This window comes from Sphingobium sp., from assembly GCA_035196065.1.
GTDB lineage: Bacteria > Pseudomonadota > Alphaproteobacteria > Sphingomonadales > Sphingomonadaceae > Sphingorhabdus_B > Sphingorhabdus_B rara.
In genome coordinates, this window is record CP136575.1 from 1101672 (window position 1) to 1123575 (window position 21904).

The window sequence follows — 21904 nt, forward strand, 5'->3', positions numbered from 1 at the left end:
AATGACCGCCATCTCCCCCCAACGCATTGCGCAGATCGAGGCGCGCTTTGCCGAGCTTGAGGCGCGGATGGCGTCTGGCACGCTCGAGGGTGATGCCTTTGTGCAGGCCTCGAAGGAATATGCCGAGTTGGAGCCGGTCGCCAAGGCTGCGGCGGAGATGCGGGCGTTGCGCGATGAACTGGTGGGGCTTGAAGAAATGCTCGCCGGGGATGATGCTGATCTGAAAGCCATGGCGGGTGAGGAAGTCGATGCGGTCCGTGAACGGATCGCAACAGCTGAGCATGGCCTCGCTATCCTCCTTCTTCCCCGCGATGTCGCCGACCAGCGTTCGGCGATGCTCGAAATCCGCGCAGGCACTGGCGGGGACGAGGCGGCGCTGTTCGCGGGCGACCTTTACCGCATGTATGAACGTTATGCCGGCCTGCAGGGCTGGAAGGTCGAGCCAATCTCGATGAGCGCATCCGACGTGGGCGGGTTCAAGGAAATCGTTGCCGCGGTTTCCGGTGCGGGCGTTTTTGCCAAACTGAAGTTTGAAAGCGGCGTGCACCGGGTGCAGCGTGTGCCGGTGACCGAAAGTGGAGGCCGCATCCACACCAGTGCGGCGACCGTCGCAGTGCTGCCCGAACCGACCGAGGTCGATGTCCACATCGAGGATAAGGATCTGAAGATCGACGTCTATCGTGCCTCTGGCGCAGGCGGGCAGCATGTGAACACGACCGATTCCGCGGTGCGCATCACCCATGCGCCCACGGGCATTGTCGTCACCTGTCAGGATGGGCGCAGTCAACACAAGAACAAGGAAAAGGCGATGCAGGTGCTGCGCGCCCGCATATACGAAAAAGAACGCGAAGAGGCGCAGGGGGCCGAGGCCGAGGCGCGCAAGGCGATGGTCGGTTCAGGTGACCGCAGCGAACGCATTCGCACCTATAATTTCCCGCAAGGCCGGGTGACCGATCACCGCATCAACGTGACGCTGCACAAATTGCCGGAAATTTTGGAAGGTGGCGGACTGGCTGAATTGGTCGACGCGCTTATTTCAGAGGATCAGGCCGCACGGTTGGCCGGCCTCGAATAAGGCTGTAGCTCTCTCACGCGTTTTTGAGATTTTCGGATGAAATTGCCTGGACGGGTTGGTGCGAGACCAGATAGCAACCAACCCGTCCATGGCATGTGGGTATGTGTGAACGCTGAATATTATGCAGAGGTCGTGCCAGATTAGCTTTATTATATATTTACAAATACATAAATGGTTCTCGCAGCGTTAATCTTTTGCCGCACTGTCAAAAATGCCGACAGTTTGACACACGCCTGCGCCGACGCCCAAAGTCCCATCTTTGCTTTTCCGTTGCCGCCGCTCCGCCATGCTACCATATAGGCGGGCATGTCCGATTGGCCCGATACTATCCGCGCAGGCGAGACTGAGCAGCATGAGCCGCTGGTGCGCCGTCTGCTTGCGCCCAACCCGTCACCTTACACATTCACTGGCACCCAGACTTGGTTGGTCGGTGCAGGCAGCGATATGGCCGTGATCGATCCCGGCCCTGCTGGCAGCGGAATGAGCGTGGGCGATCCCAAGGATGCGAACGGGGAAGGCCATGTCGAGGCGATCCTGCGCGCTGTTGGTGATAAACGCATTGCGGCAATCCTTTGCACGCATACGCATCGCGATCATTCACCGGCAGCTGCGCCATTGAAGGCGATCACCGGCGCACCGATCATCGGTTGTGCGCCGCTGGCCTTGCGTGATGATGGCCCGCGCGCCGACAGTGCCTTCGATCCCGATTATGCGCCGGATCGCATCCTTGCCGATGGAGAGGCGGTTTCGGGCGATGGTTGGACGTTGCAGGCTGTGGCAACGCCTGGCCATACCAGCAACCATCTTTGCTATGCTCTCGTCGAAAGTGGCGCCTTGTTTACCGGAGACCATGTCATGAAATGGTCGACCAGCGTCGTTTCACCCCCTGATGGTGATATGTCCGCCTATATGGCGAGCCTGCAGAAACTCTATGATCGTGAAGACCGCATCTATTATCCGGCGCACGGCCCCGCGGTTGAAAACCCGAAGCAGCTTGTGCGCGGCATGATCGGTCACAGGCGGATGCGTGAACGGCAGATATTGGGCTTGCTCGAACAGAGTCCGCGAGAGATCCCCGCCATGGTCGCGGAAATGTACAAGGGGCTCGACCCTCGTCTGAATGGAGCAGCCGGCCGGTCGGTGCTCGCGCATCTGGTCGATCTGGAGCGGCAGGGGCGAGCACGGGCAAAGGGGGAGCAATGGTCGCTCGCATGATGCCGCTGAACCAGACTTGAATCATTGCCTGGGGCAGGTGATCGACCTAAAAAGTTCCTTCGCTGAACTTGTCGAACCATTTGGCAAGGTCTACGCCATCTGCTGAAACGCCGCTTCGTCCAACCCGAGGCTGTGGCGAAATATCGGAGTAAGTGAATGAACGTCCCCACTCCCCGCGAATCCTTGCAAGGCGTCGATTTGCTCGCTGAAATCCAGCGGCTGAAGAAAGAGCGCAACGCCGTTATACTCGCGCATTATTACCAGAAAGCCGAAATCCAGGATCTGGCTGATTTTGTGGGCGACAGCCTTGAACTGTCGCGCCGCGCGGCGGAAACCGATGCCGATGTGATAGCCTTTTGTGGGGTGAAGTTCATGGCCGAGACGGCAAAGATTCTCTCGCCCGAAAAGACCGTGATCCTGCCCGATATGGCCGCCGGCTGCAGCCTTGAAGACGCCTGTCCACCGGGCAAATTCAAGGCGTTTCGCGAAAAACACCCCGACCATATCGCACTGACATATATTAATTGTTCGGCAGAGGTGAAGGCGCTGTCAGACATCATCGTCACTTCCTCCAGTGCGGAGACAATCCTTGCCCAGATACCCAAAGAGCAGAAGATTATCTTCGGCCCGGACCGGCATCTGGGTGGTTATCTGTCACGCAAGTTCGGGCGCGAGATGCTGCTCTGGCCGGGTGTGTGCATCGTGCATGAAGCGTTTAGCGAAACCGAACTTTTGAAGCTGAAAGCCCAATATCCGGGTGCACCTGTCGCGGCGCACCCCGAATGTCCCCCGCACATTATCGACCATGCCGATTATGTCGGGTCAACCTCTGGTATTCTTAAATATGCGCAGGAAGTGCCGAGCGACACGGTAATCATCGCGACCGAGCCGCACATCATCCACCAGATGCAAAAGGCGCTTCCTGAAAAGAATTTCATCGGCGCACCCGGTGCAGATGGCAACTGTGCGTGCAACATATGCCCCTATATGGCGCTCAATACGATGGAAAAGCTTTACCTCGCCCTGCGCGACCTGCAGCCGCAGATTGAATTGGACGAAGAGGTTAGGCTGGCGGCGAAGAAAAGCCTCGACCGGATGTTGGAAATGGCATCGAAGACGGTCGGCCAGGGTGATCTGGGCCGCAAGGATCTTGCGTTTCCGAATGGGTGAAATTGGGACCGGTTGACACTTTTATGTCGGCCCGGTCCCAAACTGTTGGTCTGTTTAGTGGCGCTGGTACCACAGGAGCAAGCGACCGCCCTCGGTAACCGACCGACTTTCGACAATTTTTGCGCGGCGCGTGACTGCAGCGATAAAATGATCTTCGCTATAGTCTGGGAAGATATCTTCCCGGTTTGAAAGCAGCCGCTGTACCATTGGATCGGTTTTTGGCGGAAATTCGATAATGCCCGCCGGGGCAAGAGAGATCAGCCAGTCGACCGTCATATCGAGCGGAACATTGCGGCCAATGGCAATGTGGTGGACGAATGCCAGTGCAACCAGTGCTTGCGCCGATGCCCGTCGGCCAAAGCCCATGCGTTCCGCCTGTGCCCAGCCTTGTGATGGGCTTGGGTTGGCGGCATCGAGCCATACTGGCAGAAATGGAAGGCCATGGGCGTCGGCTCGCGCAACTGCGGAATCAAGCGCACCATAATCGAAGTCGAAACCGACTACCGACTTGGCGCCACCTTCTAGGGCCGCGACGCTGTAATCGCCTGAATTGCAGCCGATATCGAACATTTGGTCCGGTTTGACCGCAGAGGCCATTTTCACAATGAAATCCCGTTTTATCTGCGCATCACCCTCCGCATAACTGTTGTGATCCGCATAATCCCCCCAAACGGTTGGTTTGATCGGGTTTTTCAATTTCGCGATGTAGCTGCGTAAGCCTTCGAGAATGCCCTTAAAGGCGATTTTGGATAGCTTGGGTTGCTTGCCCGGAGCGATGCTTGCGTCAGCTTTGATCGCACGGCGCTGAAGCGCCGCCTGTCCAGTGACATGTGTCAAGATGGTCCAACTGAGATTGTCTTTCCAATCCAGCAGTTGCGCCAGATCTTCGGGGGAGATGCCTTCCAAACTGCCGCGATACCATGGCGCGGGGCTAATTCCCTTTTTGCTCCACAAGATCAATGGGTTGAGAAACTGCATGCAAAATTGTCGATGCCCGGTCCAAACTTCACTCTCAACGTAGGGCCGGAATGACAGATGGTCGATAAACACTGGACGGGTTGCCAAAAACTGGATGTTATAGGCAGTGGCATCCGATAGCGTGAAGCCACGATCCAAGGCGGTCAGTTGTAAATCGAGATGGAACAGCGCGGCACGTTGCAGCAGGGCAAACGGCCATTCATAAGGATAGCTCAGAAACGGCAGCCGTTCATGTTCGAGAATATAGACGGGTTCTGGCGCGATGTTCACCTCTGCGGGGTCCAGTTCGCGCGTTGCAACCAGCATGCCGCGGTCGACAAGCTCCTGTAGCAGCCCGCTGTCGCGGACGGCTTCATAATCGGCTGCCGAGCGCTGCCATATTGCCCGGAAAATGCGGCCATCGCGTTCAAAGACGCGGCTGCCGGGGTCGCGAAAGGACCCCGGATTAACGATGGGCGCGCTCATTCTTTTTCTGGCGCCACAGGGCTTTTGCCGGTCAGGCGGGCAATGAAAGTTTTGGATTTTGCCAGAAACATCCTCGAGTAAACGAGCCATGTGCCGACAACTCCGACAACGGCCTGCAAGATGATGCTGCCCGTTGCAGGATCGAGATAGGCAAATGCGGGTGAGGAAAGCGTGGTGTACAGGGCGAATAGCGCGCCCATTCTGCTAAGACGATTGGTCATTTCATCTCCTCTCAGCCGGATGAATCCCGAGAGGAGAAATCCAACTAAGCCGTTGTTAAGAAAAAGATTGGTTTTTAAAGACCATGTTACCACTGCGTCGGTAGTGGTTCTTTTGACCTTGGTTTCCAATCTCTATCATCGATAAAGATGTATGGTTGAGAATTTGTTAATGGCACTGGTGCCGTAAGGTAATCGCGTGCCGACAATTGTTGTAATAGTGAAGCAGCGCTTGCCATGCCTTCGCTGTAACGGCCTTCGCCACCGGATATACGGACCGCGAAGAGAGTGGAGAATGATGCAATCAGATCGGAACTGCGAAATTTACCCCGCCTTTCATAAATCGGGTCAAGGACCGTCAGTCGTGAACCATGATCGCCATGCAATATCATGACATAATTGTTGGCCGCTGGCGATTTTTCCAAGGCTTTGAGCAGAAGCTCGATTTGCAACATCGAACAAGAAACTTGTTCATCATAGGCATTGGCGCGATCTGTTAACGGAATGAAGTCCTTTCGATTTTTCCATTCCGACAGTGGTTTCCGATTGCAATTGGCTTCCGTCACATAGGGATAGTGCGGAAATAGAGAATGCATGAAATAGGCTTCGCCAGGACGAGCCGACTCCAAATCACGCGCAAAGTGTTCGAGCGCCTCAAGCGCGGCGGCGGTTCCCGTTCCTTTTAGCCTGAGGAACGCGTAGAAGCCGGGAAGACCTGCTCGCGCGGAAATAACATCGAGGAAAGAGAGTTTGCGGCCCACATAGTCGGAACCCTGAGACATGCCGATGAACTTTGAAAGGATCAGCGCCGTTCGATCTGCTATACTCATATCATAGGCTAGCAAAGGTTGCATGCTGCTGTTCGCGTAGGAAACGCAACGGGCATTACTGTAACCACTGCAAAAGTCAGCAAAGTCGGACTGGTAGATGTTGAGCTTGTAGCCTAGCGCTTCCAACCGATCAAAATGCGCGTTTCTGCCAATCGTGGTACCTTGCCGGCCTGCTGCGTCAGCTTGCTTTGTACCAAAATTGAGGATGTGCGGGACCGCGTTGACCGTATGCAGATGCTGGCTGTACGCTTTGCCGTAAACCGCAAAGCCGTTGCGGGTATAGAACTCGCGCAGTCTGGCGGCAGTGCGCATGCCGGATTCGGTTTTATGAAAGCCACCGACGCCGATATGTTCATCCAGCAAAATGTGGATGATTGCGGGTCGATTGCTCGCCAAGGCCCCGTCTTTTTGCGTCGGCTTGGTTTCGCTGAGCCAAGGCTGGCGTTCGCCGATGCCAATCATTGACGATATCATCACAAAGCCGCCAAATATTGCCAGAAATTGATGCGGCGCTTCCTTCAGCCGAAGACTGATCAGGAAATAGACGCAAGCGCCCAGAACTGGCCACCAGCCGTTGTCGACATTGAGATCGATGACAAAGGCGATCAGCAATACATCTAAAAGCCGCCGACCCCAGATGCCGACACGCGCGTAAATGAATGCCATCATCGCGCAAAACAGGGCAAGCGCCAGAAAGGCCGCGAAAATCTCGGGCCGCAGCATCGGATATTTATCGTACATCAGAAAGTTGACGAGCGAGGCTGCCAACAACAGAAAGCTTGCGAGAAAGGCGAGCGGTGAACGGCTCGCCATTTTGGCCTCAGCTGCTATGTTTTCCAAGATTTTCCCCTGCCTGACACTCCGAATTTCAAGGTCGGCATGAAACCGAAAAGCCGGTATTGTCTGGAAGAACCGATCTCGCCGAAATTCAAAGTAATAATTCTGTGCGAACGAGAAATAACTGCATTTTTGGAAATGACCATATAGACTTGTAAAATCATATCATCACGAATGATTTATCATTCTGAACACACTATTGTTCAGATCGTGCTTTTCGTTTCTGAACATGACAGTTTTGACCAAAAAAACCGATTTTAGGCAATTTAGCGGCAACAAGGCATCCAGGTATTAGCGTTTTTGCGAACCGCCATATCCCCGCGATAAATGCGTTGGCGAACGGGCACGGGCACCGTTAAAGGCAGGGCTATGGCATTTGAACTTTCCGGTTTCGATCTTGTGCAATTCGTCGCAGCAACGCTGGCGGAGGATTTGGGCCCCACTGGCCGGGATGTGACGTCGGAAAGCGTCATTCCCGCGGATGCCTGCTTTAGTGGCGTCATGGACAGCCGCGATGCCATAACGGTTGCCGGATTGCCGATCGCCGCCGCTTTTTTCCGCCACCTCGATCCCGAAATTGAGATCGAACATCTGATTGAAGACGGGCAACAGGTTTCATCGGGTGCAGACCTGATGCGGATCAGGGGCAAGGCGCGCGCGATGCTAACGGCCGAGCGTTCTGCGCTGAACATAGTGCAGCACCTGTCCGGTGTAGCCACGCTAACCAGGCAATATGTCGATGCCATAGCGGGAACCGGCTGCACGTTGCTCGATACCCGCAAGACAATCCCGGGACTGCGCATATTGGAAAAATACGCAACCCGCATGGGCGGCGCGACGAACCATCGCATGGGGCTTTGGGATGCAGCGATGATCAAGGACAATCATGTCGCTGTGGCGGGCGGCGTGGCCGAGGCGGTGCGTCGTGCCCGCGGCCATGGCGTCGAGCGCATCATCCTTGAGGTCGACCGTTTGAGCCAGATCGAACCAGGACTCGAAGCCGGGGCAACACATTTGTTGCTCGACAATATGGACGCTGCTCAACTGACCGAAGCGGTAAAGCTGGTGGCGGGCCGGGTTCCGACCGAAGCAAGTGGCGGCGTAACGCTGGAGACAATCCGGGCCAAAGCCGAAACGGGCGTAACCTATATTTCGGTCGGGCGTTTGACGCAAAGCGCGCCTGCGGCTGACATCGGGCTTGATTTTGATGTGGTCTAGGCTGGCGCTTGCCGGCCTGCTCGCCGTCGGTTTGGCGGCATCCTCTGCTCATGCGCCTGCCCTCGCTCAGGCATGGCAATGCCGCCCCCCAGCCAGCCTGCCCCAACCGGTGGTCGATCAGAGGCAGAGTGGCGAAGTTCGCCGTACTGCGGTTGATGGCTACATCCTGGCGCTGAGCTGGAGCCGCGAATATTGCCGCGGACGCGAGAATAGTGCGCGTGACGCGCTGCAATGCGGCCGCACGATGGGTGAATTCGGTTTCGTGCTCCATGGTCTATGGCCCGAGGCAAAGGGGCCCGATTATCCGCAATGGTGCCGCACTACAGCCCCGCTTCCGCGCAAAGTGGTGGCGCAGAATATCTGCATGACGCCGTCGGTTCAGTTGCTGCAGCATCAATGGGCAAAGCATGGCACCTGCATGACGCGGCGGCCCGAAAGCTATTTCAATGCGGCGCGCACCCTGTTCAATGCGCTGGAGTTTCCGGATATGGATCGCCTTTCGCGGCGCGGCGAACAGGACGGCACGCTGACGGCAGCGAAACTGACTGAAGAATTTGCCCTTACCAATGATGGCCTTCCCGAAGCGGCTATCCGCGTAAAGACAAACCGGCGTGGCTGGTTGGAAGAGGTGCATATCTGTCTCAACCGCAAGTTCAAGCCGCGCACCTGCCCGACTTTCAACAGGGGTGCACCCGGTAATGCGCAAATCAGGATTTGGCGCGGATCCTAAACGTTGATCGTGCGGGTGCCCGGGTGGTGCTTGTCGAGGTGGCGTTTAATGATCCGCAAATTCTTGCTGTTCGACCGCCAGATAAAGTCGAAGGCATCGCCGACAAAGGGGATTGCGCCCAAGGCTGTGTCGATACCAACATTCGCGGTCATCCGCGCCAGCTGGAATTTGCTCATCCCCAGATTGCGGCCTTCCCACACAATATAAGCCCCCATTGCGGCGGTGATCAGGTCGCCGACGACGGGAATAAGGCCAACAATCGAATCAAGCCCTACCGGTACTTTCGTGCCAGGAATATGGAAGCTGCGTTCCAGCAGTTGTTCAAGCGCCTCAACCCTTTGGCGCACCGAATGGGGATCGCGGCCCATCGAGGGAAGCGCTTTTGAGAGTTGGTCAAGTTGATCGGGCGATATCGGCATGGGACGTTCCTTTGCCTATCATGTCGGTTCGCGTCCCAGATATTGCAAGGGATGCCAGCCGCGCGGGTTTTGGGCAAAGCCATTAAGGCCGTCGCGGACCAGTGACCAGCGCACCGGATTGGCAATGGGGATGAAGTTGCGCGTTGCCATCAATTCGACCTCCGCCGCTGCCCACAGGCGAATGCGTTCGTCACGTGCGGCGGCCTGGCGGGCTTCGTTCAGCAGATCGTCGGCCTTCGGACTGCAGATTGGCGTTGCCGAGCAGGAAAGCTGTTCCAGATACCAGGCCGGGCTGGAGATTTCTGCAACACGATCAATTAACAGCAAATCGGCTGCGCTGGCGTTGGTCACGCGCTCAACCACAATCCCGATGCTCGCCATATCTGCACGAATGCGTGCGAACAAGATGCGGCTGCCTGTGCCGCGCGGCATGGCAATGCGCAGCGGACGCATTTCACCATTTGCGTTTTTCCATTGGGCGATTGTCGCGCGTGCTGCCTCTTTGCGGGCGGCCACATTGTCACCCGCCCAATCGGGCCGCGGCAGTTGCGCCCGGTTGCTGAGGGTTTCAGGAGCAAGTGTCAGCGTTTCGCGCCAGTCGGTTATGCCAAAAGATGTGAGCGCTCTTGGGCGGTCAATGGCTTTCGCGATTGCTTCCCTGTTGGCCGTTTGAGAGAGGAATGGACCGTTACCTACGATTAGCAAACCGAACATGCCGGGTACCGCATCAAAGCGGGTTGCGGCAGCATTACCCTTGGTGGCCGTAAGCAATGGCAGATGTTCGAAGCGTCCGTTGAGCACAAGATCGGTCTGGCCGAGGGCATAACGGGCCAGCGCCCGCGAGGGGGTATTGGCCGCCAGTCGCACCCGGCTATCTTCAAGGATGATGTTGCCGCTCGCATCTTCCTCGCGCCGCCGAACGAACAGGTTGCTGCCCGACCGTTCGGCAATCATCGGCCCACTGCCATTGCCTTTTTGCAGAAGCCCGAATTCAGGTTGAGCGAGCAATTCCAGAAGGTTCGGCGCTGGTCCTTTTAGACGGATCTCCACGACCTTGCCGGTCATTGGCAGGATGCGGTCTATATTGGCCAATTCGCGGCGAAAGCGGCTGTTGCGCATTTCGGCGAGCCGAGCGCGCAAGGCGTTGGCAACCTCAACCGAACTCACTTCGCGGCCATTGTTCCAGCGTGTCTTTTGGAGCCGGAAGATATAGCCGCGCTCATCATCGGTGACGATCCAGCGTGCGGCAAGGGCGGGTACGACGCGTCCTTCGGCATCGAACGCGACCAGCCCCTGTGCTGTTGCGCCCCGAAGATAGGCGGATGCCGGCGACAGCGGCGCGCGGGCGACGCTCATCTCGCGCGGACGATCCTCGATCACATCAACGCGCAGGCGGCTATTGTCGATGCCCTGCGAACATGCGGCAAGCATCGCCGCCGCGCCCAATGCAAAGCTGGTTCGGGCCCGCATCATGGTGTGCGCCATAACGTACGGCTGGGATGGATGTTGCCGGGGTTATCCTGCCACCCACGGATATCCGGGCGGACGAGCGCGCGAGATGCGTAGAAATAGAGCGGTAGGATTGGCATGTCCGCCAACAATATCGCCTCTGCCTTGCGCATCAAGGCTGAACGCCGAGCAGGATCTGCCTCTGCCAGCGCCGCGTCGAGTGCAGCGTCATATTGCGGATTGGCATAGCCGGAGTAATTTTGCGCGCCGGCATCGCTGCGGTGGACCGCAAGGAAATTTTCCGGCGCGGGCAGATCGGCAATCCATCCCGAACGGGCAAATTCGAAATCGGCGCGCTTCAGGCTGTCAAAATGCAGGCTGGCTTCGCTGTTAAGCAGTCGTGCATCCACGCCCAACTGCCGCCACATGGTCGCCATCGCAACTGCGGCCCGCCGATGCTCGGTAGAACTGTTGAAGCGGATCTCGAATCGTAGCGGCCGTTGAGGGCCATAGCCTGCCTCTGCCAGCAGTGCGCGAGCCTGCTGCAGCCGCGCCGCCGGGGCGGTCTCTGCCCAAGTCGGACGGTAAGGGGTGCCGCCATCGAGCCCAGGCGGCAATAATCCCCATGCAGGCTGGTTGCCCGCATTGACCATCTTGCGCGCCATCCACTCGCGATCGATAGCCATAGAAAGAGCCCGGCGAACACGTGCGTCGTCAAAGGGAGGCTGGCGCGTGTTGAAGGCAAAGTAGTAGGTTCCCAAATAGGGGCTATTGCGCACCAGATCGGGATGATGCTGGCGCAGCCAGTGATGGCGGCCAGGAGTATATTCTCCGACAGAATCAGCCCCGCCAGATAGAACAAGTCGCATCGCCGAGTTGAGATTGTCCATGGGCTGCCAGAAAATCCGTTTCGTGCGTGGCCGACCGTCATGCCATTGGGGATTGCCGTCCAGCGTCAACCGCTGGTTCAGCCGCCATTCGGTCAGGCGGTAAGCGCCGCTCGACACCAGCGGCCGGTCAGCCGTCCATTCTTGCCCTTTCGTGTCGATACGGTGAAAGGGCAGCGCCGCCATGGCAGGATGTGCTAGCAATGCCGGCAACTGCGGAAAAGGGCTTTTCAGGCTGACCACAACGGTGCGATCATCAGGGGCGGCGATTTTCTCAATAATGCCGAAAAGCGCACTATGGGGCGATCCGCTCTTCTCATCGATGATCCGGTCAAAGGCGCGCGGGAAAACCGATGCGGCGATTGGGCTGCCGTCGGAAAATTTCAGCGCCGGTCGCAACTGGAATGTCCAGCGCAGTCCGTCCGCGCTGACGGCCCATTTTTCGGCAAGGCCCGCCTCTGCACTGCCGCTGGCGTTGAAACGGGTCAGGCCTTCAAACAGGTCTGCGGCGATTCGGATTGATGCAAGGTCGGATACCATCTGCGGATCCAGACTACGCGAATCGGCTTCCGTTAGGCGGATTATTGTTTGGGGATCGCGCTGGCTTATGCCGGTGCCGCCACATGCTGTCAGCATCAGGGCAAGGAATGGAAGCAACCAGCGCATCATTGCGCATGACTAGGCTGAGGCTGGCTTGAGGGCAACTGCGCAATCATTTTGGCAGCACCTCTGCATTGCGTTTTGCAAAAAATGGTGCGGACGGCGGGACTTGAACCCGCACGCCCAAAGGGCGACAGATTTTAAGTCTGTTGCGTCTACCGGTTTCGCCACGTCCGCACGCCGTCGCAAATGGCACAAGGCGTCATCAGATGCCAGTGCTGTATTTGCAGTTGGTCGGAAGGCCTTATTTGTTCAGGCGTTCCCGGATTTCCTTGCCGGGTTTGAAATAGGGAACGCGTTTTGCCGGAACATCAACGGCGGTGCCGGTGCGCGGGTTGCGTCCTTTGCGGGGGTTGCGGCTGCGGGTGGAGAAAGCGCCAAAACCGCGAATCTCGACTCGCCCGCCATCAGCCAGCCTTTGACTGACCTGGCTGAAAAACAGGTCGACGATACGTTCGATTTCATCACCCGTCATTCCCGGGTTTTCTGCTTCCAGTTTTTTGACCAGTTCTGATCGGATCACGGCATTTGCCTCCATTGCGAACCGCGCCCATCCAGACTCGGTTCCATTTCCCCATCACCCTTAAAAAGGTGGCAGAAAAACAGTTCGGTATCAATGCCATTCTCATCAAATGTAACATTGCCCGCACATGAAAAAGGGGGCCGTTTCAGAACGAAACAGCCCCCCTTTTGTTATTTGGATGCGATTATTTCTTCGCGCTCTTCAGGGCTTCCCCAAGGATGTCGCCAAGCGATGCGCCCGAATCCGACGAACCATATTGCTCGACGGCCTGCTTCTCTTCGGCGAGTTGCAGCGCCTTGATCGAGAAGTTCGGCTTTTTCGAACGGTCGAAACCGGTGATCATCGCGTCAAACTTCTGACCAACCTGGAAGCGGTCGGGGCGCTGTTCGTCGCGGTCGCGGCCAAGGTCGGCGCGCTTGATGAAGCCGGTGGCACCATCTTCGCCAGCCTGAACTTCAAGGCCGCCGTCGCGCACTTCAAGAACGGAGACGGTAACCGTCGCGCCCTTCTTCAGGCCGCTTGCCGAAGCTGCACCACCAGCGGACGGGGCGCCCTTTTCAAGCTGCTTGATACCAAGGCTGATACGCTCTTTTTCCGAATCGATGTCGAGGACAATGGCCTTGACGGTTTCGCCCTTGCGGTGAAGGTGAAGCGCGTCTTCGCCCGAAATGCCCCATGCGATATCTGACATGTGGACCATGCCGTCGACATCGCCATCGAGACCGATGAACAGGCCGAATTCGGTCGCATTCTTGACTTCGCCTTCGACGGTCGAGCCGACCGGGTGCTTTTCTGCAAAAGCTTCCCAGGGGTTGGACTGCGCCTGCTTGATGCCAAGGCTGATGCGGCGCTTGTCCATATCGACGTCGAGAACGACAACATCGACTTCCTGGCTGGTCGATACGATCTTGCCAGGGTGGACGTTCTTTTTGGTCCAGGACATTTCCGAAACATGGACCAAGCCTTCGATGCCAGGTTCGAGTTCGATGAATGCACCATATTCGGTGATGTTGGTGACAGCGCCCGACAGACGTGCGCCGACCGGATATTTCGCGATCGCGCCTTCCCAAGGATCCGATTCGAGCTGCTTCATGCCAAGGCTGATGCGCTGCGTATCCTTGTTGATGCGGACGATCTGTACCTTCACCGTGTCGCCGATGTTGATCATCTCGGACGGATGGTTGATCCGCTTGTAGCTGATGTCGGTGACGTGCAACAGACCGTCGATGCCGCCCAAGTCAACAAACGCACCATAATCGGTGATGTTCTTGACGACGCCCTCGATGATCTGGCCTTCGGCGAGATTTTGGATCAGGCCCGAACGCTGTTCAGCGCGGGTCTCTTCAAGGATAGCGCGGCGCGAAACGACGATATTGCCGCGGCGACGATCCATCTTCAAGATCTGGAACGGCTGCGCGATATCCATCAGCGGGCCAACGTCGCGCACGGGGCGAACGTCAACCTGGCTGCCGGGAAGGAACGCAACGGCGCCGCCAAGGTCGACAGTGAAGCCACCCTTGACGCGGCCAAAGATGACGCCTTCGACGCGATTGCCAGCGGCGAATTCGCCTTCCAGCTTGTCCCATGCGGCTTCGCGGCGCGCGCGGTCGCGCGACAGCACGGCTTCACCGTTCATGTTTTCAACGCGGTCGACATAGACTTCGACTTCGTCGCCGACGTTCAGGTCAGCCTTCTGGCCGGGCATCGAGAATTCGCGCAGGGCCACGCGGCCTTCGCTCTTGAGGCCGACGTCGATCATCGCGAAGTCGTTTTCGATTGCGGTTACGGTGCCCTTGACGACGCGGCCTTCAAAACCGCCTTCTGCACCACCGAGTGATTCGTTGAGCAACGCTTCAAAATCGTTGCGTGTAGGGTTCGGCGAACTTGCCATAATTTGGGTGTCCTTGCTTACGCTTTATCCGGCCAATCGGTTGGTTCCGATGGTCTTTGACCAGAATGCCTTATTGACCCCATGCCAATAAAGCGTTCGTTTTAAGAGGGTTAGCGTCTTGCATCATCGTCGTGCTGAACCTGTTTCAGCATCCATCGTGCCACACAGACCAAAGGGTGCAGAGGCGAAATAGACCCTAAAACAAGTTCAGGGCGACGGCGTTGTGCAATGGCAACGCCCCTCCGCTTAGCTGCGTTGGAGGCGAGCCTCCACAGCGGCAATTGCGGCTTGAACGGCTGCGCCTATAGTCAAGTTGCCATTATCTAGCAAGACCGCGTCTTCCGCGGCTTTCAGGGGGGCGTCGGTGCGTTCGCTGTCACGTTTGTCGCGCGCCTTTATATCGGCCAATATGGTTTCATAATTTGCCGCGATCCCGCGTCCACGCATCTCGTCATACCGTCGCGTTGCCCGCACCTCTGCAGAGGCGGTGACGAACAGTTTTGCATCGGCATTTGGTGCGATCACTGTGCCGATATCGCGCCCGTCGAGCACCGCGCCGCCCGGCTGGTTGGCAAAATCAACCTGTCGCTGGTTTAGGGCCGCGCGGACCCGGGGGTGGATCGATACGCGGCTGGCCAGCCCACCGGTTGCTTCGTCGCGCAAGACGGGATCGTCGAGCAGGCTGTCCGGAAAGACACAGGCGGCGAGTGCATCGGCCGGATCATCGGCATTGCCGCCGTTCAGTTCGACCTGTCGGCCGACCGCACGATACAGCAATCCGGTGTCGAGCCAGGGCAAGTCATAATGCGCGGCTAGTGCCCGTGATATCGTACCTTTGCCCGATGCAGTGGGGCCATCGACCGCGATGATCATTGGCCCGAGAGCTCCGCTAACATTGCCTCGAATGTCGGAAAACTGGTCGCAATTGGCGACACATCGTCCACCGTTACGCTATGATAACAATGCCGCCCCGACACCGCAAAGCTCATTGCGATGCGGTGATCGAGCGCGCTGGCGATGGTTGTTCCGCCCTCAAGCGGTTCGCCGCCGCTGCCGTCGATCACAAGGCCGTCCTCACGCTCCTCGACCTTTGCGCCAATCGCGATCAGCCCTGCCGCCATTAACGCAAGCCGATCGCTTTCCTTGACGCGCAGTTCGTCGAGCCCGCTGGTAATGGTGCGCCCCTGCGCCATGCTGGCCGCCACAAAGAAAACGGGGAATTCGTCGATCATGCTCGGTGCGACATCGGGAGGAACTTCGATGCCCGTCAGCGCCGAATGCCGTGCGGTGATGTCGGCGACTGGTTCGCCGCCAACTATACGTTCGTTTGAATAGGTTAGGTCGGCGCCCATCGCCTCCAGCATCTGGAATATACCGGTGCGGGTCGGGTTCATGCCGACATGGGTGACGGTGACTTCGCTGCCCGGGGTGATCAGCGCGGCAACAACCGGGAAAGCAGCGCTGGATGGATCGCCGGGAACCTCGATCACCTGCGGTTTCAGTTCGGCCTCGCCGACAAGGCGGATATGGCGGATGCCTTTCGCATCGGTTTCGACCGAGAGTTCTGCGCCAAAGCCTGCCAGCATCCGCTCGCTATGATCGCGCGTCGGGACTGGTTCGATCACTTCAGTAATGCCGGGGGTATTGAGACCTGCAAGCAGCACCGCCGACTTCACCTGTGCGCTGGCAACCGGAAGGCGATAGCTGATCGGCACCGCGGGGCAGATGCCGCGCACCATCAGCGGCAGTCGGCCACCGGGGCTCGCGGTGAATTCCGCGCCGGTCAGCGACAGCGGATCGATGACCCGCCCCATCGGGCGCTTTGAAAGGCTGGCATCGCCGATAAAGGTGGCGCTGATTGCGTGACTCGCGACCAGACCCATCAACAGCCGGGTCGATGTGCCGCTATTGCCCATGTCGAGCGCGTTTTGCGGCTGCAACAACCCGCCCACGCCGACCCCGTGAATGCGCCATTCGCCTTCGCCAAGGCGCTCGATCGTCGCACCCATGGCGCGCATCGCGGCGGCGGTGGCAAGGACGTCTTCGCCCTCCAGCAGTCCCGTTACCCGGCTTTCGCCAACCGCCAGTGCTGAAAGCATCAGCGAACGGTGACTGATCGATTTGTCGCCGGGCACGCGCACGGTTCCGCGCAACGGGCCGGATGGTGCGAATGAGCGAGGTTGGGGCGTGTTTGCGTGCATTGTCCGGTGCTTTGCTGCGGCTTCACGATCAAGTCAACAATCCCGCTTGCTCAACACAGCAAGCGCTTTCGCCGGCGGAGGAAGAACTCAGATTTTGACAGCCGCGCCAACATGTGGCAGGGGCGGCGCCGATTTGTCGCGAGTCTGATTGACCCGCATCATCAGAAATTTTGAAAGGACAAGAGGCCCACCATGGTGAAGGCTGAATGGGGAACGAAGCGCACCTGCCCGAAATGCGGCACGCGATTCTACGATCTGACCAAAGATGAACCGGTTGAGTGCATTGAGTGCGGCAACCAGTGGCACCCCGAACCTGTGCTGAAATCGAAGCAGCCGCTTCCGTTCGAAGAAGTCGAAAAGAAGCAGGACGATGCCGATCTTGCCGATGACGATCTCGATATCGATGTGGATGCTGTAGATGGCGACGTTTCGCCCGACAATGATGTCGATCTTGGCGGCGACGACGACCTCGGTGTTGCAGGCACTGACGACGACGGCGACGAGCAGTAAGAAATCTGGCGGGGGAATGGTGGCAAAGCCATTTTCCCGCTTGCAAATCAGGGTGCAGTCCGCCTAAAGGCGCGCCTCTAAAATACACATAGCCGCCTTGCTTGCGGCAGATGGGGCCTTAGCTCAGTTGGTAGAGCGCTTGCATGGCATGCAAGAGGTCAGGGGTTCGACTCCCCTAGGCTCCACCATTTCCCATCGAAAAACTGGACTCCGGATCTGAACCCTATTGTGCGAAGGATCCCTTCTGTCCGGTCAGTGCTGTGAACGGCCGACAAGCTGCAATGCGGTACCGTGCATTTTGAGCCAACGGTCAGCAGCCTTGCGGTCGCCTTCAAATATCTCTTCAAACCATCGGTAAAAGGCGGGGCTGTGATCCATGTGGCGCATATGTGCGACTTCATGCGCGATGACGGATCGGCGGACCGACGCGGGGGCCATGATCAGTCGCCAGCTCATCGAGATCGTGCCGCGTGACGAACAGCTGCCCCAACGGCTGCGCTGATCGCCGAGGGACAGCCTGGGCGGAGCCTCTCCTGCTTTGGCGCAATATTCAGCCAAGTCGTCGGTCATGGCGCGGCGCGCCTCTTCCTTCAGCCAGCGGAGCACTCGTGCCCCTGCCATGTCTTCAGGGCCGCCTACGCGCAGCGCGGCACCATCATTGCCGATATAACGCTCTACCCGGCGCGGCGCATCGGCCGACCAGTCGATGCGGTGAGGTTCTCCTTCAAATGCGATCGTCGATCCAGCGGCAATGGGTGCCGCAGCCGGTGCGCTTTCCAGCCGCGCAGCAATCCACTGTTTCTTCGCCTCGACAAATTCGAGCGCGGTCTGGGTCGGTGCATAGACCGGCATTGTGATTCGGATTTCACGCCGCACGGCATCTGCGCGCAGCGAAATGCGCCGCGCTTGTGCCGACCTGCGGATGCGGATCGGCACCTGCTGCCCTTCAATATCGATCAGTGGGTCACCGCCCCGCGGGTCAGAGAGGCTGCTCGACAATATGGTTTTCAAGAGGTCCAGCATGGAGTTCGGACACTGCCCGACCTTTCACCGAAATGCCAGCGCGATGCACAGCATCGCGATCGCCACAGACCAGATAATGCCAATCCTGCAGTGGTTCGCCACGGCTGCGCAGCACATAGGCGCAGCTTTCAGGCAGCCAGGGATATTGATCGATGCTGCGCGGCGTCAGCCGGATGCAATCGGGAACATGCATACGCCGGTGCCGATAATCGGCGCAGCGGCAACTTTCGATATCGAGCAATTTGCAGGCGACATTGGTCGGATAGATGCGGCCTGAATCTTCATCCTCGACCTTGTGCAGACAGCATTTGCCACAGCCGTCGCACAATGCCTCCCATTGCTCACGCGTCAGGCTGGCAACTGGCTTTTCCCAGAAGGGGGTTTCGGTCAAATCAGCGCACCCATTTGGCGAGTTCGGCAGCAACCAGCTCGGGTGCTCCTTCATTGGCCTCGCTGTTCGGGGTGTCGGCAGGGATCAACGCCAGTGGCTTGCCATCCGGGCCCATCAGATAGGGTGTCTGGCTATGGCTCATCAGATAGTTTTCCGGTGATGACCCTTCTACCTGTGCGGCATAGATCGCAAAGGATTTGGTCGCGGCGGCGATCTGTTCTTCGTTGCCGGTCAGGCCGATCAAGCGGGGGTGAAAGGACGAAACAAATTGCTTGAGCACGGCCGGCGTGTCGCGCTTGGGATCGACAGTGATGAACAGCGGTTGCACCTTGGCCCCAAGTTCCGGATTTGCTTTTTCGAACGCCTTCAGACCTGCCATCATGTTCTGCATGTCGGGGGTGCAGATATCCGGGCATTGGGTATAACCGAAATAGACGAGGCGATACTTGCCTTGGAATTCATCATAGCTGCGCTGCTTGCCATCCTGATCGTTCAAGGTGAACGGTCCGCCGATGGCGGCGCCGGCCAAGGGCGCATCAGTCAATGGTGGCTGGCTGGTTTCGGCGTTACAGGCCGAAAGCGCGAGGGCGGCAAGGCAGGGAAGAAAAATTTTGTTCATGACGTAGCCATGAATGGTCTGTTAGGGGCATGTTTTCAAGCTGCGACTTAAAGAAATAGGACAGGGGTTATGGGAAATACCGGTTGGAAACGCATAAGTGTGACGATCGCTGCGTTGACCGTGGCTGTTTTTGCACAGCCAGCGATGGCCCAATTTTCCGATAGCTATAATTTCCTCAAGGCGGTCGAAGATCGCAAGGGTGAGGATGTCGAGCGTTTCATCAACGAGCCTGGATCGGGCGCAGTGATCATCAACACAAAGCGCGATGGCAGCGGTGAGACTGCATTGCATATCGTGACCGCGCGGCGCGACGATGTCTGGCTCACCTATTTGCTCGCAAAGGGCGCAAACCCCAATATTGCCGACAGGCGCGGTACCACGCCGTTGATGGTCGCGACCCAGCTGGGCTTCAGCGAGGGCGTGGAAAAGCTGATCAAATATAAGGCTGTGGTAGATGCCACCAATCGCAGCGGCGAAACCGCGCTGATCCGTGCGGTGCAGCTACGCAATGCAGATATGGTGCGTATCTTGATGCGCGCAGGCGCCAATCCGGACAAGCGCGATACCGTTGCCGGGCTCAGCGCGCGCGAATATGCAGCGCAAGACGGGCGAGCCAGCGCCATCTTGGGTATTATCGAGCGCGGCGGAAAAGCCGAAGAGCCCAAAAAGCCCGCTGAGCTGGATTTTTCGGGTATTGGCGAACCCAAATAAGGCCGGTCAGACCGGCTCGAACTTCATCGCGACGCCGTTCATGCAATAGCGCTTGCCAGTGGGTTTTGGCCCGTCATCAAAGACATGGCCGATATGGCCGCCGCAGTTGGAACAATGCACCTCAACCCGGGGAAGGTGCAGCCCATAATCCATCTTGGTGCCGATCCCGCCGCGGATAGGGGCATAGAAACTTGGCCAGCCAGTTCCGCTTTCATATTTTGTGGCTGAGTTAAAGAGTTTCTGCCCACAGCCGGCACACAGGAAATTGCCGCGGCGCTTTTCCTTGTTCAGCGGGCTGGAAAATGGAGGTTCCGTATCTTCCTCGCGCAATACCCGATAGGCGGCAGGCGGCAGAATCCGCCGCCATTCCGCATCGCTCTTTGTAACCGGAAAGGCGTTGCGCGCGAACGCAGCTGCGCCTGAGGTCAAGGCCAGCGTTGAAGCCAATCCCCATTTGAGGAAATCGCGTTTGCTTAGCATCTCTAATATCCTCTCGCCGTCCTAACCAGACTGGGCAGGACAACCAAAAGCTCTCAGTCGCGGGTCAATATTTGGTCAGTTCGGCCTGCATCGAGCGGTAGCCATGTACGAAGCAGCCGGCGACCCGCACCGGTTCGCCTATCACATTAACGCGCAGGCGGCGGGCAGCCATCTCTTCCAGCAGCACACGGATCTGCAATTCGGCAAGGCGCGCACCGACGCAGCGGTGGATGCCATAACCGAATGACAGGTGGCGACGGGCATTTTCGCGATCGACGACCAGCTTGTCCGGATTGTCGAACACGCTCTCGTCACGATTGGCAGAAAGATACCACATGCCAATCTTGTCGCCCTTCTTGATGGGCGCACCGAACAGGTCATGATCGCGCAGCGCAGTGCGGCGCATATGGGCGAGTGGCGTCTGCCACCGGATGATTTCCGAAACCGCATTGGGGATCAGCGCCGGGTTCTGTTCCAATTTTTCGCGTTCGTCATGATATTGCTCCAGACCATAGGCATAGCCGGACATTGAGTTGCGCGTCGTATCATTGCCGCCGACGATCAGTAGGATCAAATTGCCCATATATTCGAGCTGACTCATGTCCTTCATCGGCGAATGGATCATACGGCTGATAAGGTCAGGTGCTTCGCCCCGATTTTTGCGCTCGTTCCAGAGGTTCTGGAAATAGGCGCCCATTTCGAACATCTTGGCAAGCCGTGCTTTGCGCGTTTCCTCAGTGCGGAACAGTTCAACATCACCTGCCCAGTCAGACCATTCAGTCAGTTTGCGCCGATCTTCCCAAGGAAAATCGAAAAGGATCGCAAGCATTTGTGTCGTCAGTTCGATCGATACCTTGTCGACCCAATCAAAACTTTGGCCCACCGGCAGCGAGTCGAGCAATTCGCTTGTGCGGCGGCGGATATCGATCGCCGTGCGTTCCATTTCACCAGGGGTGAAGGCGGGCGCGATAACGCGCCGTTCCTCTGTATGCTTTGGCCGGTCCATCGCGATGAACATCGGCATGATCACTCGCTCTTCCTCGGGGATTTTGGCGTCTTCATCGCCGATCAGTGTGATCCCGCCATGTTCAAACGACGAGGAATAGATATCTGGCAACGCCTCAACGTGCTGAATTGCCTTCAGCGTGGTAATGTTCCAGAAATCGCCGAAATCGGACCCGACAATCTTATTGATCGGTGCGCGTTCGCGCATCGATTTGAAGATCGGATGCCAGCGGTCCTCGACATAGATTTCAGGTCGCGAAACATCCCATTCGTGGGGTGCCTGGTTGATTTCCCAAGGCAGTTGTTCGGCATTTTCGGTTGCAGGCGTATCGATTGCAGGGGCAGTGGCCATGATTCTGGGATCCTCTTCTCAACATCAAAATTGGCATTGCTGACAAC

The 21904-nt window shown here is 57.7% G+C and carries 22 protein-coding genes and 2 tRNA genes; 8 read left to right on the forward strand and 16 right to left on the reverse strand.

Translation table 11 applies throughout. From position 1 onward, the window contains the following. Nucleotide 1 precedes the first annotated feature (1 nt). The 3 genes from prfA (at nucleotide 2) to nadA (ending at nucleotide 3460) form a co-directional block, all read left to right on the forward strand. On the forward strand, nucleotides 2-1075 hold the full coding sequence (prfA, locus tag RSE16_05215; protein ID WRH76867.1) for a peptide chain release factor 1: 1074 nt from the start codon (nucleotides 2-4) through the stop codon (nucleotides 1073-1075). A 306-nt stretch (nucleotides 1076-1381) separates the two neighbouring features. Continuing rightward, entirely contained in the window at nucleotides 1382-2290 is a 909-nt protein-coding gene (locus tag RSE16_05220) for an MBL fold metallo-hydrolase (protein WRH76868.1), read from the forward strand. Between the two features lie 156 nt (nucleotides 2291-2446). Further along, nucleotides 2447-3460 carry a quinolinate synthase NadA gene (gene nadA / locus RSE16_05225; GenBank protein ID WRH76869.1) on the forward strand — a complete coding sequence of 338 codons (1014 nt, stop codon included), beginning with the start codon at nucleotides 2447-2449 and terminating at the stop codon, nucleotides 3458-3460. A 54-nt stretch (nucleotides 3461-3514) separates the two neighbouring features. Here nadA and RSE16_05230 read toward each other — a convergent pair whose 3' ends face one another. The 3 genes from RSE16_05230 to RSE16_05240 all read right to left on the reverse strand — a co-directional run bounded on the left by RSE16_05230 (nucleotide 3515) and on the right by RSE16_05240 (nucleotide 6791). After that, nucleotides 3515-4903, reverse strand: coding sequence for a 50S ribosomal protein L11 methyltransferase (locus tag RSE16_05230; GenBank protein WRH76870.1), 1389 nt, complete (start codon nucleotides 4901-4903; stop codon nucleotides 3515-3517). Beyond that, a complete protein-coding gene (locus RSE16_05235; protein WRH76871.1) occupies nucleotides 4900-5124 on the reverse strand; it encodes a hypothetical protein in 225 nt (74 codons plus the stop codon). The genes RSE16_05230 and RSE16_05235 overlap by 4 nt, the downstream gene beginning before the upstream one ends. 86 nt (nucleotides 5125-5210) lie before the next feature. Then, nucleotides 5211-6791: a hypothetical protein gene (locus RSE16_05240; GenBank protein WRH76872.1), complete on the reverse strand. Its 1581-nt coding sequence runs from the start codon at nucleotides 6789-6791 to the stop codon at nucleotides 5211-5213. Nucleotides 6792-7157: 366 nt separating this feature from the next. Between RSE16_05240 and nadC the strand changes: the two genes are divergently transcribed. Then, a complete protein-coding gene (nadC, locus tag RSE16_05245; GenBank protein WRH76873.1) occupies nucleotides 7158-8006 on the forward strand; it encodes a carboxylating nicotinate-nucleotide diphosphorylase in 849 nt (282 codons plus the stop codon). After that, a complete protein-coding gene (locus RSE16_05250) occupies nucleotides 7996-8736 on the forward strand; it encodes a ribonuclease T (protein WRH76874.1) in 741 nt (246 codons plus the stop codon). The genes nadC and RSE16_05250 overlap by 11 nt, the downstream gene beginning before the upstream one ends. On the opposite strand, the gene RSE16_05255 is transcribed toward RSE16_05250, so the two are convergent. The 8 genes from RSE16_05255 to aroA form a co-directional block, all read right to left on the reverse strand. Continuing rightward, a complete protein-coding gene (locus RSE16_05255) occupies nucleotides 8733-9155 on the reverse strand; it encodes a DUF4112 domain-containing protein (GenBank protein ID WRH76875.1) in 423 nt (140 codons plus the stop codon). The genes RSE16_05250 and RSE16_05255 overlap by 4 nt on opposite strands. An 18-nt stretch (nucleotides 9156-9173) precedes the next feature. Further along, nucleotides 9174-10628 (reverse strand): ABC transporter substrate-binding protein, encoded by a 1455-nt coding sequence (locus RSE16_05260; protein WRH76876.1) that lies wholly within the window; start codon nucleotides 10626-10628, stop codon nucleotides 9174-9176. After that, nucleotides 10625-12160, reverse strand: coding sequence for a peptide ABC transporter substrate-binding protein (locus RSE16_05265; protein ID WRH76877.1), 1536 nt, complete (start codon nucleotides 12158-12160; stop codon nucleotides 10625-10627). Before RSE16_05265 ends, RSE16_05260 begins: the two co-directional genes overlap by 4 nt. Nucleotides 12161-12242: 82 nt before the next feature. Further along, nucleotides 12243-12328 (reverse strand) — tRNA-Leu (locus RSE16_05270). Nucleotides 12329-12395: 67 nt separating this feature from the next. Then, entirely contained in the window at nucleotides 12396-12674 is a 279-nt protein-coding gene (locus tag RSE16_05275) for an integration host factor subunit beta (GenBank protein ID WRH76878.1), read from the reverse strand. 184 nt (nucleotides 12675-12858) lie between these two features. After that, nucleotides 12859-14565: a 30S ribosomal protein S1 gene (rpsA, locus tag RSE16_05280; GenBank protein ID WRH76879.1), complete on the reverse strand. Its 1707-nt coding sequence runs from the start codon at nucleotides 14563-14565 to the stop codon at nucleotides 12859-12861. A 246-nt stretch (nucleotides 14566-14811) separates the two neighbouring features. Further along, nucleotides 14812-15438, reverse strand: coding sequence for a d(CMP) kinase (locus RSE16_05285; GenBank protein ID WRH76880.1), 627 nt, complete (start codon nucleotides 15436-15438; stop codon nucleotides 14812-14814). After that, nucleotides 15435-16766, reverse strand: a complete 1332-nt coding sequence (gene aroA, locus RSE16_05290; GenBank protein WRH76881.1) for a 3-phosphoshikimate 1-carboxyvinyltransferase — start codon at nucleotides 16764-16766, stop codon at nucleotides 15435-15437. The genes RSE16_05285 and aroA overlap by 4 nt, the downstream gene beginning before the upstream one ends. A 192-nt stretch (nucleotides 16767-16958) precedes the next feature. Here aroA and RSE16_05295 point away from each other — a divergent pair, with 192 nt between their 5' ends. Together RSE16_05295 and RSE16_05300 are read left to right on the forward strand one after the other, a co-directional pair. After that, nucleotides 16959-17276 (forward strand): TIGR02300 family protein, encoded by a 318-nt coding sequence (locus RSE16_05295; protein ID WRH76882.1) that lies wholly within the window; start codon nucleotides 16959-16961, stop codon nucleotides 17274-17276. A gap of 112 nt (nucleotides 17277-17388) precedes the next feature. Next, a tRNA-Ala gene (locus RSE16_05300) sits at nucleotides 17389-17464 on the forward strand. A 64-nt stretch (nucleotides 17465-17528) separates the two neighbouring features. On the opposite strand, the gene RSE16_05305 is transcribed toward RSE16_05300, so the two are convergent. The 3 genes from RSE16_05305 to RSE16_05315 are packed head-to-tail and all read right to left on the reverse strand — an operon-like array spanning nucleotide 17529 to nucleotide 19309. Next, nucleotides 17529-18299, reverse strand: coding sequence for a SprT family zinc-dependent metalloprotease (locus RSE16_05305; GenBank protein WRH76883.1), 771 nt, complete (start codon nucleotides 18297-18299; stop codon nucleotides 17529-17531). Next, nucleotides 18256-18690: a YcgN family cysteine cluster protein gene (locus RSE16_05310; GenBank protein WRH76884.1), complete on the reverse strand. Its 435-nt coding sequence runs from the start codon at nucleotides 18688-18690 to the stop codon at nucleotides 18256-18258. The genes RSE16_05305 and RSE16_05310 overlap by 44 nt, the downstream gene beginning before the upstream one ends. 1 nt (nucleotide 18691) lies before the next feature. Next, complete coding sequence (locus RSE16_05315; protein WRH76885.1) at nucleotides 18692-19309, reverse strand: SCO family protein; 618 nt, start codon at nucleotides 19307-19309, stop codon at nucleotides 18692-18694. Nucleotides 19310-19378: 69 nt separating this feature from the next. Here RSE16_05315 and RSE16_05320 point away from each other — a divergent pair, with 69 nt between their 5' ends. After that, the gene (locus tag RSE16_05320) at nucleotides 19379-20020 is read left to right on the forward strand and encodes an ankyrin repeat domain-containing protein (protein WRH76886.1); all 642 of its coding nucleotides are present in this window, start codon (nucleotides 19379-19381) and stop codon (nucleotides 20018-20020) included. Between the two features lie 6 nt (nucleotides 20021-20026). Here the strand turns inward: RSE16_05320 and msrB are convergent, their stop codons facing one another. Both msrB and RSE16_05330 read right to left on the reverse strand, forming a co-directional pair. Then, nucleotides 20027-20500 (reverse strand): peptide-methionine (R)-S-oxide reductase MsrB, encoded by a 474-nt coding sequence (gene msrB / locus RSE16_05325; protein ID WRH76887.1) that lies wholly within the window; start codon nucleotides 20498-20500, stop codon nucleotides 20027-20029. A 64-nt stretch (nucleotides 20501-20564) separates the two neighbouring features. Then, complete coding sequence (locus RSE16_05330; protein ID WRH76888.1) at nucleotides 20565-21857, reverse strand: cytochrome P450; 1293 nt, start codon at nucleotides 21855-21857, stop codon at nucleotides 20565-20567. Between the last annotated feature and the right edge of the window lie 47 nt (nucleotides 21858-21904).

Coding starts and splice junctions, on each gene's coding strand:
- prfA (WRH76867.1), top strand. CDS start 2: ATGACCGCCATCTCCCCCCAACGCATTGCGCAGATCGAGGCGCGCTTT.
- RSE16_05220 (WRH76868.1), top strand. CDS start 1,382: ATGTCCGATTGGCCCGATACTATCCGCGCAGGCGAGACTGAGCAGCAT.
- nadA (WRH76869.1), top strand. CDS start 2,447: ATGAACGTCCCCACTCCCCGCGAATCCTTGCAAGGCGTCGATTTGCTC.
- RSE16_05230 (WRH76870.1), bottom strand. CDS start 4,903: ATGAGCGCGCCCATCGTTAATCCGGGGTCCTTTCGCGACCCCGGCAGC.
- RSE16_05235 (WRH76871.1), bottom strand. CDS start 5,124: ATGACCAATCGTCTTAGCAGAATGGGCGCGCTATTCGCCCTGTACACC.
- nadC (WRH76873.1), top strand. CDS start 7,158: ATGGCATTTGAACTTTCCGGTTTCGATCTTGTGCAATTCGTCGCAGCA.
- RSE16_05250 (WRH76874.1), top strand. CDS start 7,996: ATGTGGTCTAGGCTGGCGCTTGCCGGCCTGCTCGCCGTCGGTTTGGCG.
- RSE16_05255 (WRH76875.1), bottom strand. CDS start 9,155: ATGCCGATATCGCCCGATCAACTTGACCAACTCTCAAAAGCGCTTCCC.
- RSE16_05260 (WRH76876.1), bottom strand. CDS start 10,628: ATGATGCGGGCCCGAACCAGCTTTGCATTGGGCGCGGCGGCGATGCTT.
- RSE16_05265 (WRH76877.1), bottom strand. CDS start 12,160: ATGATGCGCTGGTTGCTTCCATTCCTTGCCCTGATGCTGACAGCATGT.
- rpsA (WRH76879.1), bottom strand. CDS start 14,565: ATGGCAAGTTCGCCGAACCCTACACGCAACGATTTTGAAGCGTTGCTC.
- RSE16_05285 (WRH76880.1), bottom strand. CDS start 15,438: ATGATCATCGCGGTCGATGGCCCCACTGCATCGGGCAAAGGTACGATA.
- aroA (WRH76881.1), bottom strand. CDS start 16,766: ATGCACGCAAACACGCCCCAACCTCGCTCATTCGCACCATCCGGCCCG.
- RSE16_05295 (WRH76882.1), top strand. CDS start 16,959: ATGGTGAAGGCTGAATGGGGAACGAAGCGCACCTGCCCGAAATGCGGC.
- RSE16_05305 (WRH76883.1), bottom strand. CDS start 18,299: ATGCTGGACCTCTTGAAAACCATATTGTCGAGCAGCCTCTCTGACCCG.
- RSE16_05315 (WRH76885.1), bottom strand. CDS start 19,309: ATGAACAAAATTTTTCTTCCCTGCCTTGCCGCCCTCGCGCTTTCGGCC.
- RSE16_05320 (WRH76886.1), top strand. CDS start 19,379: ATGGGAAATACCGGTTGGAAACGCATAAGTGTGACGATCGCTGCGTTG.
- msrB (WRH76887.1), bottom strand. CDS start 20,500: ATGCTAAGCAAACGCGATTTCCTCAAATGGGGATTGGCTTCAACGCTG.
- RSE16_05330 (WRH76888.1), bottom strand. CDS start 21,857: ATGGCCACTGCCCCTGCAATCGATACGCCTGCAACCGAAAATGCCGAA.